Origin of the sequence: Thiospirillum jenense (assembly GCF_014145225.1) — a bacterium.
GTDB lineage: Bacteria > Pseudomonadota > Gammaproteobacteria > Chromatiales > Chromatiaceae > Thiospirillum > Thiospirillum jenense.
Window position 1 is genome coordinate 1 of the sequence record NZ_JABVCQ010000025.1, and the last position, 13,616, is coordinate 13,616.

A 13,616-nucleotide genomic window follows, 5' to 3' on the forward strand; every position below is an offset into this window, starting at 1 on the left:
TGATGAAGAATATTTTCAGTTCCGCTTTCGCTTTTTTTATGTCATTTTACTGTTTAGTGCGGGTAGTTCTATTTTTTTCATTACCGCCGATTATGCTGGTATTAATTATGTCGGTGAAATGCACGTTTTCATGCTGAAAATTCACCTCATTGTTATTGCCGTGTCACTGATTGGTTTATACAACCGAAAACACCTGTTTTATATTTTTGCGTGGCCCTATGCGATTGTGTGTTTCGGCGTATTTATTTCTGCAATGCTATTTGTACCACAAGATGAAATCCGCATTCTTTGGTTTTTTATTAACGTCCCTGGCGTCTATCTATTACTTGGGCGTTTTGTTGGAGTAATTGCAACCGCATTGTCCATGTTATGTATTGTGGTTGTGAACAATTATCTGGTGGCGCCTTATTCCGATAATGCGATTGCAACGGCGATGGTTGGGCTGGTGTATTTGAGTGCTTTTTTCCACGCTTACTCCAGTCGCTCGATTTCTTTTTATAGGCGAATGCTTGAGTATAATAAAGAACTCACATTTTTAGCCAATCACGACCCACTCACGGGTGTTATGAATGCTCGCGCTTATTATGAAGTGTGCAACAGTCTAATTGAATTATCCAAGCGGGAAAGTACGTCTTTTGCGGTTTTATTTGTTGATCTCGATCACTTTAAAAAAATCAATGACCAATACGGACATGATGCTGGCGATCAAGTGCTTAAAGATGTTTCGACCTGTCTAAAAAATCATGTCAGACATAGCGATGTGATTGGGCGGGTTGGAGGTGAAGAATTCTCGATTTTTCTTCCCAATACTGACTTAATTGGTGCCGAACAAGTCGCTGAAAAATTACGCTTTGAAATTGAGGCGTTAATGCCCCGCATTCATTCCGGCCCAATTCGCACTACTGCCAGCATCGGTGTTGCAATTAGCCATACACCAACACCCACAATGGCGAATATTCAACGCCACGCCGATCAAGCAATGTATCAAGCAAAACAGCAGGGACGTAATCGCGTTTCTTGTATTGACATGTCTGATTCTGGATTGTTAAGCGCCTAATCTCAATAATAGAAAACCACTGGAATTGCACGCGACTATAAAACTAACATTTATTATTAAAATGCCGTCATCTCTAATACGATAACGCCGGCTCAACTTTAAAATGGTCTAATAACTGTTGTAATTGCTGTGCCACGCGACTGAGCGTTTGTGAATGCGCCTGACTGTGTTCAGCGCATTGCCGATTTTGTTTGGCTAACTGTGACAGCGAATGAACATTGGCATTTAATTCATTCATCACCTGCCGCTGTTGTTCGGCCGCCTGCGCAATCTCACCATTTAATTGATCTATTCGATTCACCACCGCCGTAATGTCATTCAACGCCGCCACCGCCAAATCAGTTTTCGCCACCGTCACACACATCTGCTCCCGCCCCTGCCCAATCGCCCGCACCGCCACCGTGACCTGCTGCTGAAACCCGTGCAGGAGCGCGTTGATTTCCTGCGTCGCCGCGCCCGTCTGCTGCGACAACGCCCGCACCTGCTGGGCGACGATGGCAAAGCCGCGCCCCTGTTCGCCAGCATGAGCGGCCTCAATCGCCGCATTCAGCGCCAGCAAATTGGTTTGTTCAGTAATGGCGCCAATCGTGTCGAGAATGGTAGCGATCTGTTTAGTTTCTGCGCCAAGTTGTAAAATGGCATCAGCCGCCCCCGTCACCTCACCGGACAAATTGTTTAGCGCCGCCGCCGACTCGTGCAACACCGCCCGCCCCTCCTGCGCTCGCCCCGCCGCATCAGACGCCGCGGCCGACGCCGCCCCCGCCGACTGCACCACCGCCTGCGAACTATCGGCCATGCGCTGCGCCGCCTGCGCGGCAATTTGCGTGTAATTAAATTGCTCTTCAGCGCCGCCTTTCATCACCACCGCCGCCGCGAGCATCTGCTCGGTCTGCCATCGTTGGCAGAAGATGTCACATCTGCGCCACGAGCGGGTGTTAGTTTTGCGACACTCTGGTGAGTGATTGGTGGCACGGCGCGGCGGGCGCAGAACTTGCTGTTTAATCCGCTGATTCGACTTTATATTATGATAACGCCATCCCCCCACCCACCGTGACGCCCAATTAACTATGACGACCGCTACTCATCATTCCAAACTATGGCACTGGTTATTACGCCCGCTGCTGTTTCAATTACCGCCCGAAGTGGCGCATCAATTGGTATTAACCCTTGGTGCGCAATGGGCGCAGATATTCAACCGTGCCTTGCCTGAGAATGATCCAACGCGAGCGCCGCAATTCAATCAGCAATTAATGGGATTAACCTTTCCTAATCCAATCGGATTAGCGGCGGGATTAGATAAGGATGCGGAGGCATTATTATTATGGCAGCGGCTGGGCTTTGGATTTATTGAGGTCGGCACCGTCACCGCGCAAGCGCAGGACGGCAATCCGCGGCCGCGTTTGTGGCGACTGCCGCGTGAACAGGCGCTCATCAATCGCATGGGTTTTAATAACGCTGGCGCGGCGGCGCTGGCAAAACGCTTGACAAATCAACATACTGCCGCTCCGTTGCAAGTGCCGCTCGGCGTCAATATCGGCAAAACCAAAGCGGTCGCGTTGGAACACGCCGCGGCTGACTACCGCGCCAGCGTTACGCAACTGGCGCATTTGGCGGATTATTTGGTGGTCAACCTGTCCAGTCCCAACACGCCGGGGTTGCGCAATTTGCAGACGGCAGAGGATATTGCGCTGTTACTCAATGAGTTACAAGCGGTCAACTTGCAACTGCCTGCGCCGCGGCCGCTGCTGGTCAAATTAGCACCAGATTTGCCGTCCGCCGCCGCCATTACCTGCGCACAGGCGGCATTGGATCACGGCGCTGCCGGTTTGATTTTGACCAATACCACCAATGATTTCAGTCACTTAACCAGCGCCACGCTCGGCATGAGCGGTGGTTTGTCGGGGCGGCCGCTGTGGTCACGCAGCACCGACTTGTTGGCCAACGTCCGCGCCGCCGTCGGCAAATCACCGGTGTTGATCGGTGTGGGCGGGATTTTCACGCCAGCGGATGTGGCGGCAAAACTGGCGGCGGGGGCGAATTTAGTCCAGATTTATACTGGCTTGATTTATCAAGGGCCGGGGCTGGTGCGCCACCTGCTGCGGCAACTTGATTGGTCGGCGGGCAATTAACGCTGGTTGCGAAAGCCCGCGCAGTTGGCTAAAATCCGTACTCTTTTGTTGACACCTGTGTCAACCGCGCTGTTTATCAGACGATGCAATTGATAAATCGAACATTTTTAACGGCTTGGAGCAAAGACGGACATGACGACTGAAAGCGCAAAACCGGCTGAGGTGCGCCGCGCTTGGTATCTGGTGGATGCTGAGGGCAAAACATTAGGACGGTTGGCGGCTGAATTAGCCCGCCGCCTGCGCGGCAAACATAAAACCTGTTACACCCCGCACGTTGACACCGGTGATTACATCGTGGTCATCAACGCCGAAAAAGTGCAGGTCACGGGGAAAAAATTGCAGGATAAGTTTTACCATCATCACACCGGTTATATCGGCAATTTGCGCTCGATCTCGCTGGCGGATTTGCTGAAACGTCACCCGACGCGGGCGCTGGAGTACGCGGTGAAAGGCATGTTGCCGCATAATCCGCTGGGGCGGGCGATGATGCGCAAATTGCATGTGTACGGCGGCGCTACCCACCGTCACGCCGCGCAACAGCCGCAAGTGCTGGAACTGTGATTTTTGGCCTGACCACCTTTTATTTTTAAGTAAATCAAATCGTTATGACAGACAAACAATACGCGACGGGGCGGCGCAAAAGTTCCGCAGCCCGAGTCTTTTTAACCACCGGATCAGGCGCTATCAGCATCAATGGGCGTACGCTCGATCATTTTTTCGGGCGCGAAACAGCGCGGATGGTGGTGTGCCAACCGCTGAAAACCGCCAATCTGCTCGACCGCGTTGATCTGCAAATCACCGTCACCGGTGGCGGCACCACTGGTCAAGCGGGCGCAATTCGGCACGGCATTGCGCGGGCGCTGGTTAAATATGATGAACAACTGCGCTCGCCGATGCGGCAGGCGGGGTTTTTGACGCGGGATGCACGCGAAGTGGAGCGCAAAAAGGTTGGATTGCACAAGGCGCGCAAGCGGCCGCAGTACTCGAAACGTTAAGTTGTTGCTAAAAAATGACACGTCACGGCCGGTGACGGTTGCGTGTCAATTTTGGGGGATCGTCTAGCGGCAGGACAACGGACTCTGACTCCGTGAACCTAGGTTCAAATCCTAGTCCCCCAGCCAATTTTGTTTGCACAAGCCAGCATCGCGCTGGCTTTTTTTATTGGCTAGGAAACCAATACGGTTGGCGCGGGTGTGAGGCGGTCTGAACTGCGACAGCGATCTGTAGCATCGTTACAACAGGCGGAATTATTGTCTCTTTTTTCAAAAAAAGTGTTGCGTGATGTCGCCTTCTAGTCTAATATTCTGAGCGCAAAGCATGATTGCGTTTTAGTTTCTAACCATTTTTTTAACACGCTCACAACAGCGGAGAAGACGATGAACAAACAACTGATCGGTGCGGCGATTGCAGCCGCGGTGGCAGTGCCAAGTGCCGCGATGGCTGAGGCGATTTTATACGGCAAGTTAAACGTGTCACTCGATTATGCGGAAGTGACAAATGCGGTGGCTTTACCGCAATTCGATGCCAATGGCAATCAGATTTCTGATGGTGAAGACTTCACCGGCTGGGGCGTCAACGGTGACGGTGGCTTCATGCCCGGCGGCAATCGTGACAACCGCTTTGGTGTCAAGGGTTCAGAAGACTTGGGGAATGGCTTAAAAGCGATTTACCAATTTGAAGTCATTTTGAATCTGTCAGCCGCCGACAATAACTTTGTCAGCAGCACCAGTGGCAATGATAATTTCATCGTGCGCACGAGCTTTGCTGGGTTAGCTGGCAGCTTCGGTACGGTGTTAATGGGTCGCCATGATACGCCAATGAAAGTTTCGACGGGGCCATTGGATTTATTTGATGAAACCGTTGCTGACTACGCCTATTCAGTTGGCTTTGAGGACTTGCGGGTAGATAATGCGGTTGCATACATCAGCCCCAGTTTCTCGGGTTTCCAATTCATGGGTGCATTAGTGGCCCCAGGTGGTGCGACTACCGGCTTTGGTGCGAATGCCAATTCGGATGAAATTGGTGCCTACTCACTTGCTGCGATTTATAAAAATGGTCCTTTCTACGGCAGCTTGGCGTATGAATCCATTAGCAATGAGTCATACATGAATACGCAGGTCAGCGACGCCGGGGAACTCAATCCAGCCTATATAGATGATGATTATAATAAATGGCGTGCCAGCTTCGGTATTCTGGACTGGAATGGCTTTACCTTCGCCGCTATTTATGAAGGGCGCGAAAATAACCTAGACAATAACACCAATTACATTCAAGACATGGCATTGTGGCAGATTCAAGCCGGCTATGCATTTGGCAATAACATGGTCAAGGCGATGTATGGCGCCGTGGATCGTGATATTGACTTCGACAATAGCAATACCATTGAAGAGTTTGATGCTGACCGTAATACCTGGGCAGTTGCGTTCGATCATAACTTGAGCAAACGCACTAAAGCCTATGTGTTGTATTCTTCAGTGGAAGACGACAATGTTGACATCGTGCGCGGTGCCGAGTGGAGCAACTTCTCTATTGGTATGATGCACAAATTCTAATCCACTGCTGCGGCATTGGTTGAATGAAAAAGGGCGGGTCAAATGACTCGCCTTTTTTATTGCATAACTAATTGCAACCGGCGCGCACTATGAACGCCGTTCACGTTCACTGGTTTTAATTGCAACCTGATTTCTAATATACTGCGGCGCGCTGTATTCAAGGATTTCTATTGTACCTGCCTGCCACGCCTGAATTGCTAACAATGCGATGTCATGCGCGGTGCAAATGATTTCACCATTCACTTGCGCGGCAGTTAATTCAGTGCTGGCGCGTAATTCATTGCCATACACCGCCCAACCACTGCCTGCTCCATACCATTGTTTAATTGGCACGATGGGTGAATTAGGTAACATAACGCTATTCGGCAACGTGACCTGTTCGGCAGTCAATGCCGTGACCATGCCAATCGTGGTTATTTCAAATCCCGCCCAATAAATTTCACCAATCCGCGCATCCAATGCCGCTAAAATCCATTGCTGTTGATGCTGGCGAAAGGCCGCGTGGGCTAATGCAGCCAATGTTGAAATACCAATTAACGGCAAGTGCGCGGGGAATGCGCTACCCTGTGCAACGGCCGCGGCTAGGCGCACACCGGTGAATGACCCCGGCCCACGAGCGTATGCAATGGCCTGTAAGTTTGACAACTGCAAATGGGCGTCAGTTAATAGCTTATCCATCATCGCTAATAACCGTTCGCCATGCTGTTTAGGGCGGTATTCTAATTGTTGCGTGATGTGACCTGCGCAATATAATGCGGCTGAACACCATTCGCTTGAGGTGTCAATTGCTAATAAGTTAATGGTCATTTGGAATACCTAACTGGCGTTTTTAATTGCGATTTATGAATAGAGAGCGAGCGGCAGTTGTATTAAATTGGCAGCGTCATCAATGAGTGAAATTCGTATTAACGGTTTAATTAAGGGTATCCGACTATGACACACACTCCGTTACACGGTTCAAATATTAACCCCCGCGAAGTCGCTTATTTTGAACGGCTCGCGCATCGCTGGTGGGATGAACACGGCCCCTTTTGGCCATTGCATCGCTTAAATGCGTTTCGCGTGGCCTATTTACGCCAACAGATTTGCCGTGTATTAGGGCGAATAGATGGCGGTGAACAACCATTCGCAGGGTTGCGTATTCTCGATATTGGCTGCGGCGGTGGCATTTTAAGTGAATCAATGGCGCGATTAGGTGCGCGTGTAACGGCAATTGATGTTGCAGAGAAAAACATTCAAGTTTCTCAATTGCACGCCGCGACCAGTGGGCTAGAGATTGATTATCAATTAATGACCGCCGAGCAATTAGTTGCCACTGGTGCGACCTTTGATGTGGTATTAAATATGGAGGTGGTGGAACATGTGGATCATTTACCCGGCTTTTTAACCAGTTGTGGACAATTAGTGCGCCCCGGCGGGGTGATGTTTATTTCAACTATTAACCGCACCTTCATTGCATGGTTAATGGTGGTGATTGGTGCGGAATACATTTTACGTTGGCTACCGCGTGGCACGCATCATTACGCGCAATTAGTGAAACCGAAAGAGTTAATTGATGTACTCGGGCGTAACTTTCGGGTTTTACATCAAACTGGTGTGCGTATCAATCCATTCACGCGCCGGTTTCGTTTTAGTCGTTCACTCAGTGTTAATTATATGATGGTATTTGAACGAGCATGACATTTAGTGGAACTGCTGCGTTTAAGAATGATCGTTCTCATGCTCCAGCGTGGGAACGATCAACTCCTTGATTGACTAATTATAGTCGCTCTAAATCACCTGGCTATTACCAACACGAACGAATGACATCGGTTAATTGCCATTGCCAATTATTTAATGACAGAATGGCATAGGTTGGTTGGCGATCTAATGCACCAATCCGAATCACCACGCGATCCCAGGATTCAAAAAAAGCAAAGTCAATCGCGCTAATAAAACTAGCCGGCCGTTCGGCGGTGGCACGTTCAGCCGCTTCATTTAAGCTGGTGCGCACCCAGTCTATGGTGATTTTTTGTTTCAGCGCGGCATCACCTAATAATTTGAAATTACCCGCCACCCAATTCAATACCTGATCGCCATGTCCGGCCCCGTCATTCGTAGGCATTACATTAGTCACGGTATTATCCAAGCGCGTTTTATAATGCGCTTGAATCGCAGGCAAATTAACATAGGGCGAGAACTCTTCAATTGCGGTGGCATCAGATTGATGTAATGCCCCATCTAAATGAAAAATGGTCAGATACGGCCATAATCCAAATGCCACAATGAGTAAAGCGAATAAAGAACGAATGATGTAACCGATAGTCATAATAACTCCGCTGGCATAAAGTGAATCATTAAAAACAAAATTGATTTGTCATCACGCCGTCCACACACCTAATCTTTTCCATTCGGGCAAGGTTTTACTGGTGAATAGCGTGGCTAATTGCAATGCTTGGGTACGGGCGGCGTCAGGATCGGTGACGGCCGTGCCGTCTTTTAATAATTGCCGCCCTAATGCGGTTAAACGGGTTAATAAACCAGCGGCGAGCGTTTCAGCGCGGGCAGTGGGGGTTTCGGCTAATACATCAAGAAACATTAAATCAACCGTGCTGGCGGCTAATCCAATGCCAAGTTGACCGGCTAATACACAGCTGTAATTCGCGCCATCGGCAACGGCACGCGCTAAAGTGCGATTAAACCGGGTGACATTGCGTAAATCAACATTTTCTTGTTGGATGCCAATATAACTGCCGTGTAATAATAATGATAAAACGTGCAGTAATAACCCAAATGATTTGCCTTGCCATTCGGGTAGCGCGGCTAATTGTGCAACCGTTTTGGGTCCGGTGGTTAATGCAGTGAGAATGGCGCCATAGCTGTCTGGATCCCCGTTTAATTGGCCAAAACTGGTGGCAAATTTCAATTGTTTATCTTCAGGCATTCCCGTCAAGGAGATTAAACTAATTGCCGACCATACGCGCTGTCCTTCTAATGGCCACAGGCGTTGATGACCGCGTTGATAAAGATCGCGGCGGAAACTTTGATTGATTGCGGTGTCAATCAATTCTTGGCGCAGAATAGGATCAGCCACTTCTTCAATCACCGTGCGCAATGGGACGGGTAATAAAGTCGGTAAAAATATCTCGGGTAAGGTCGCAGTCCCCGCCGCCACTAATTGCGCTTGTGCCATTTCATTCATGGCTTGGCTATACCACAATGGAAACCAGGCGCCATCATGTAAATATTCATGTAATAGATACGCCCGATCATGTTTTTCGGCGGTTTCTATTCGATTAGCGAGTGTGGGTTGGGCGGTGAATAATGAAGCGCCGGCTTCGCGCAAGCGGTGCATTAACTTGAGGCTATTATCAATGGCAGTTAATGGCGGTTGTCCGGTGGTTTTTTGATAGCGCACCATGACATGTTGCAATGGAAAAGCGGCTAACCAACCGGGCAGCGCATTATAACTGTTATACACCACGCCACCGGCGGCGACGGCATGATGCAAGCATTTCACAATTGCTTGGCGTAATTCAGGACTGACCCAAGTGTAGATGCCATGCAGGGCGGCGTAATCGAATTGACCGTAATCGGCCGGCCAATGCGCGGCCAAATTGAGAAAGTCGGCTTCTTCAAAGCGGACGTTTTTAATCCCAGCCGCTAATTTGCGCGCATGTGCAACCTGTTCGGGATTGAAATCAATGCCCAAAAAGTCAATGTCGGGATTGGCGACGGCTAATAAAATTAGATTTAATCCTTGCCCAAAACCGAGTTCGAGATAGCGCCGTTTTTTACCGGTTGGCGCGGCATATCCTTGTAAGCGTAATGCAAAATCAATCCAGGCTGGGGACATTTCGCGGTAATAACCAAAAGTATAGCCGACGCTTGTATTATAACCATGTGACCAATTCATCATCATTAAATCCTATTCTAAAATAAACACGACACATTGCAATACTGCTGCAAAAACTGTGTTGTTTAATGGGGTGTTTTCAATTCAACCGGTTGCAGCAAAGTTGCATGATAGCAGTAATGCCGACTGCGGGGCGACTGGGCGGTGGTCGGCCAGTGATTGTGTGACGCGACAACTGTTGATAGTTGATAGCCTGTCGGGAATTGGCAACAAGTTTTGCTGTATCATTAGAACACTCACTAACTATGATTGTACCGACTCACCAATGCTAAAAAATCTACCTACTCGCTATAAATTTTGGCTCATCATTGCTTTAACCGTCGTTGGGATGCTCGCTTTGAGCGGTTTGGCCGTTGCAGAATTGAATAAAAATCTGCTGAATGATCGTAAGGTAAAAACGCAACATGTGGTGGAAACCGCTTATGGCGTATTAGAATATTTTTATCAACGCGAACAGGCGGGTGAGATGACGCGACCGCAAGCACAGCAGGCGGCAATTGCGTTAATTAAAACTTTCCGCTATGGAGAAGATGATTACTTTTGGATTAATGACATGCGACCAACGATGGTGATGCACCCATTTAAACCCAAATTAGATGGTCAAGATGTCAGTGATAATAAAGACCCCAACGGTAAAAGATTGTTTATTGCTTTTATTGATGAAGTGCGCCGTCATCAAGCCGGGTTTGTGGATTATCAGTGGGCAAAACCTGGGTATGATGAGCCGGTGCCAAAGGTTTCTTATGTTAAAGGATTCCAGCCCTGGGATTGGATCATTGGCTCGGGTTTGTATATTGATGATGTGCGCAAAATCTTTTTGAATCATGCACTGCATTTAGCAATGGGCGCGGCGGTGATTCTGGCAGTTTTAATGATTTTATCATTGATGATTGCCGGTAGCTTGACTAATCCATTAGCGATGTTGCGACAAATGATTACTGAAGTGCGTGATACGGGTGATTTACGCCAGCGGATTACATTGAATGAACGTAATGAAATTGGCGTGATGGCCGATGCGTTTGACACCTTATTAGAACGCTTTCAACGTTTTGTGGCGGAAGTGCATCGCACCGTCGGGCCGCTGGTCGCGTCGGGGCAACGCCTCGATCACGTCACGCAACAAAATAGCGGTGCAGTGGCGCGGACGCAAAGTCAAACCGATGAAGTGACGACGGCGATGAATGAAATGGTGCAAACCGTGCAGCAGGTGGCGCGGGATGCCGCGCAGGCGGCGCAAGCCGCGCACACGGCAGAGCAGGAAACCGTGTCCGGTCAACGAGTTGTGGCAACGGCAGTGGCGACTATTGGCTCGTTGGCGCAGGAAATTGAGAACGCGACGCAGGTGGTGCAGCGCCTGTCGCATGATAGCGACAATATCGGCAAGGTGTTGGAGGTGATTCGTAGCATTGCCGAGCAGACTAATTTGTTGGCACTCAACGCGGCAATTGAGGCGGCGCGGGCGGGTGAACAGGGGCGCGGGTTTGCCGTTGTCGCTGACGAGGTGCGCACCCTTGCCCAGCGGACGCAGGAGTCAACCCGTGAAATTCAGCAAATTATTGAAACGTTGCAACAGCGCTGCCGCGAGGCGGTGCAGACGATGGCGACCAGTCGGGATCGCTCCCATGCCAGCGTCGAGCAGGCGGCGCAGGTTGGCGCGTCGCTGACCACGATCACGGCGGCGGTGACGCAGATCAGTCAAATGAATCTGCGCATTGCCAGTGCCGCCGAAGAGCAGAGCGCGGTGGCGAATGAGATTAATCATAATTTGTCAGAAATTGCGCAGGCGATGCAGCATACGGCCGATTGTACCGAGGAAACGATGCAGGCGGGTCAAGAATTGCGCAATTTGGCGGGGGTATTGGAAGGACATGCCCAACAGTTTCGTTATTGATTGATTGCACCACGAGCGGATTGATTTAATTCCAATTTCAATTAAACAACCCCGGCGCTGCGCGTACAGTGGCGCCGGGGTTTTTATTGAATAGGTTGAATGATGAATAAATTGATTTTAGGTGATTGCCTCGACATTTTGGGTAAGATTGATAATGATAGCGTGGATTTGATTTATTTGGATCCGCCGTTTTTTTCTAATCGCAATTATGAAGTGATCTGGGGCGATCAGGGTGAAATCCGCAGTTTTCAAGATCGCTGGTCGGGCGGTATTGATCATTACATTGCGTGGTTAAAAGAACGGGTGCAGGCGATGTATCGGGTCTTAAAACCGAGCGGTTCATTGTTTTTGCATTGTGATTGGCACGCCAATGCCTATATTCGGGTGTATGTGTTGGATAAGATTTTTGGAGAGCAAAACTTTCGTGGTGAAATTGTTTGGCAAAGAGCGCAAGCACATAATGATGCAAAAAAGAAAATTGCTGTTTTGTCAGATACTATTTGGTATTTCAGTAAATCTAATCAATTTTTGTATAATCCCATATATGTTAATTTGAGTGAAACATCTCAAAAGATGTTTAAATATGAAGATGAAAGGGGTAAATACCAAAATATCATTTTAACAGGCCCCGGAACCAGTCAAGGTGAATCAGGTCAAGCATGGCGCGGTTATACTCCAACTAAAATAGGCAGGCACTGGGCAGTGTCAAACATCGTTGTTGAAGAAATTGTTGGTAAAGAACAATGCAAACGTATGTCTATCATGGAAAAATTGGAGCTGCTTTATGAAAAAGGTTTTATAGTTTTTTCAAAAAATGGATCGCCTAGAGTTAAAAAATATTTAACACAATCTAAAGGTGCTGTTTTGGGTAATATTTGGACGGATATTGCATTCGGATCAAAATCAAAAGAACGTATTGGTTATCCCACGCAAAAGCCCGAGGCGTTATTAGAACGGATTATTCAGTGCGCATCAAATGAGGGTGACGTGGTATTAGACCCATTTGTTGGCGGCGGCACAACGGTTGTGGTGGCCGAGCGATTGAAACGGCAATGGATTGGCATTGATCAATCGGTGGCGGCAATTAAAGTGACGGAGTCACGATTGCAAATGTCAAGCGTTTGATTATGTTGTACAATAGGTTTTTAACTCACCACCGCAATACATGATGAATAAACTGATTTTAGGTGATTGCCTCGACATTTTGGGCAAAATTAATAATGACAGCGTGGATTTGATTTATTTGGATCCGCCGTTTTTTTCTAATCGCAATTATGAATTAATCTGGGGCGATCAGGGTGAAATCCGCAGTTTTCAAGATCGCTGGTCGGGCGGTATTGACCATTACATTGCATGGTTAAAAGAACGAGTGCAGGCGATGTATCGCGTATTAAAACCGAGCGGTTCATTGTTTTTGCATTGTGATTGGCACGCCAATGCGTATATTCGGGTGTATGTGTTGGATAAGATTTTTGGGCCAGAACGGTTTAATAGTGAAATCGTTTGGGAACGTACTTTTGGCGCTGGCAGTAGTAAATCTATATCTAAAAAATTCCCTGCTAATACCGACACTATTTGGGTATACAACAAATCTTCCACCTTTACTTTCAAACCAGTTTATAAACCATACGCACCCGCAACTGTTAAACGCTACGACAAAATAGATGAAAATGGCAAACGATATAAATGGGAAAATTTGAAAACTTATTCACAAGAAAGGTTAGAAGAACTCATTAATAAGGGTGAAGCTAAATTTAATCCAAAATCTAAATATCCTGTTTATAAACGTTATTTAGATGAAAGCAAAGGAACGCCCGTCACTAATTTGTGGAATGACATTGATTTTATCGGGACGAAATCACCTGAACGTATTGGTTATCCCACGCAAAAACCCGAGGCGTTATTAGAACGGATTATTCAGTGCGCTTCAAATGAGTGTGACGTGGTATTAGACCCATTTGTTGGTGGCGGCACAACGGTTGTGGTAGCCGAGCGATTAAAACGGCAATGGATTGGCATTGATCAATCGGTGGCGGCAATTAAGGTGACGGAATCACGATTGCAAATGTCAAGCGTTTGATTATGTTGTACA

The 13,616-nt window shown here is 48.2% G+C and carries 13 protein-coding genes and 1 tRNA gene; 10 read left to right on the forward strand and 4 right to left on the reverse strand.

The window, feature by feature from the left end; all coding sequences use genetic code 11:
* Positions 1-1,057, forward strand: a 1,057-nt coding sequence (locus HUK38_RS10915; RefSeq protein ID WP_182584367.1) for a GGDEF domain-containing protein, incomplete at its 5' end; no start/stop codon positions are given.
* Positions 1,058-1,130: 73 nt separating this feature from the next.
* Here HUK38_RS10915 and HUK38_RS10920 read toward each other — a convergent pair.
* Positions 1,131-1,937: a methyl-accepting chemotaxis protein gene (locus HUK38_RS10920; RefSeq protein WP_182584368.1), complete on the reverse strand. Its 807-nt coding sequence runs from the start codon at positions 1,935-1,937 to the stop codon at positions 1,131-1,133.
* Positions 1,938-2,124: 187 nt separating this feature from the next.
* Here HUK38_RS10920 and HUK38_RS10925 point away from each other — a divergent pair, with 187 nt between their 5' ends.
* The 5 genes from HUK38_RS10925 to HUK38_RS10945 all read left to right on the forward strand — a co-directional run bounded on the left by HUK38_RS10925 (position 2,125) and on the right by HUK38_RS10945 (position 5,738).
* The gene (locus HUK38_RS10925; RefSeq protein WP_182584369.1) at positions 2,125-3,186 is read left to right on the forward strand and encodes a quinone-dependent dihydroorotate dehydrogenase; all 1,062 of its coding nucleotides are present in this window, start codon (positions 2,125-2,127) and stop codon (positions 3,184-3,186) included.
* 132 nt (positions 3,187-3,318) lie between these two features.
* Complete coding sequence (gene rplM / locus HUK38_RS10930) at positions 3,319-3,747, forward strand: 50S ribosomal protein L13 (RefSeq protein ID WP_182584370.1); 429 nt, start codon at positions 3,319-3,321, stop codon at positions 3,745-3,747.
* 44 nt (positions 3,748-3,791) lie between these two features.
* Entirely contained in the window at positions 3,792-4,181 is a 390-nt protein-coding gene (gene rpsI / locus HUK38_RS10935; protein ID WP_182584371.1) for a 30S ribosomal protein S9, read from the forward strand.
* Positions 4,182-4,233: 52 nt separating this feature from the next.
* A tRNA-Gln gene (locus tag HUK38_RS10940) sits at positions 4,234-4,307 on the forward strand.
* 255 nt (positions 4,308-4,562) lie between these two features.
* The gene (locus HUK38_RS10945; protein ID WP_182584372.1) at positions 4,563-5,738 is read left to right on the forward strand and encodes a porin; all 1,176 of its coding nucleotides are present in this window, start codon (positions 4,563-4,565) and stop codon (positions 5,736-5,738) included.
* Positions 5,739-5,825: 87 nt separating this feature from the next.
* Here HUK38_RS10945 and tsaB read toward each other — a convergent pair whose 3' ends face one another.
* Positions 5,826-6,545: a tRNA (adenosine(37)-N6)-threonylcarbamoyltransferase complex dimerization subunit type 1 TsaB gene (gene tsaB / locus HUK38_RS10950; protein WP_182584373.1), complete on the reverse strand. Its 720-nt coding sequence runs from the start codon at positions 6,543-6,545 to the stop codon at positions 5,826-5,828.
* Between the two features lie 126 nt (positions 6,546-6,671).
* Here tsaB and ubiG point away from each other — a divergent pair, with 126 nt between their 5' ends.
* On the forward strand, positions 6,672-7,418 hold the full coding sequence (gene ubiG, locus HUK38_RS10955; protein WP_182584374.1) for a bifunctional 2-polyprenyl-6-hydroxyphenol methylase/3-demethylubiquinol 3-O-methyltransferase UbiG: 747 nt from the start codon (positions 6,672-6,674) through the stop codon (positions 7,416-7,418).
* A gap of 106 nt (positions 7,419-7,524) precedes the next feature.
* Here the strand turns inward: ubiG and HUK38_RS10960 are convergent, their stop codons facing one another.
* Both HUK38_RS10960 and HUK38_RS10965 read right to left on the reverse strand, forming a co-directional pair.
* Positions 7,525-8,046 carry a DUF2939 domain-containing protein gene (locus HUK38_RS10960; protein WP_182584375.1) on the reverse strand — a complete coding sequence of 174 codons (522 nt, stop codon included), beginning with the start codon at positions 8,044-8,046 and terminating at the stop codon, positions 7,525-7,527.
* 51 nt (positions 8,047-8,097) lie between these two features.
* Complete coding sequence (locus HUK38_RS10965; RefSeq protein ID WP_238787602.1) at positions 8,098-9,639, reverse strand: class I SAM-dependent methyltransferase; 1,542 nt, start codon at positions 9,637-9,639, stop codon at positions 8,098-8,100.
* Between the two features lie 259 nt (positions 9,640-9,898).
* On the opposite strand from HUK38_RS10965, the gene HUK38_RS10970 reads away from it, so the two are divergent.
* The 3 genes from HUK38_RS10970 (at position 9,899) to HUK38_RS10980 (ending at position 13,604) form a co-directional block, all read left to right on the forward strand.
* The gene (locus HUK38_RS10970) at positions 9,899-11,524 is read left to right on the forward strand and encodes a methyl-accepting chemotaxis protein (protein WP_182584377.1); all 1,626 of its coding nucleotides are present in this window, start codon (positions 9,899-9,901) and stop codon (positions 11,522-11,524) included.
* A gap of 99 nt (positions 11,525-11,623) precedes the next feature.
* The gene (locus tag HUK38_RS10975; protein ID WP_238787603.1) at positions 11,624-12,649 is read left to right on the forward strand and encodes a site-specific DNA-methyltransferase; all 1,026 of its coding nucleotides are present in this window, start codon (positions 11,624-11,626) and stop codon (positions 12,647-12,649) included.
* Positions 12,650-12,689: 40 nt separating this feature from the next.
* Complete coding sequence (locus HUK38_RS10980; RefSeq protein ID WP_238787604.1) at positions 12,690-13,604, forward strand: DNA-methyltransferase; 915 nt, start codon at positions 12,690-12,692, stop codon at positions 13,602-13,604.
* Positions 13,605-13,616 lie beyond the last annotated feature (12 nt).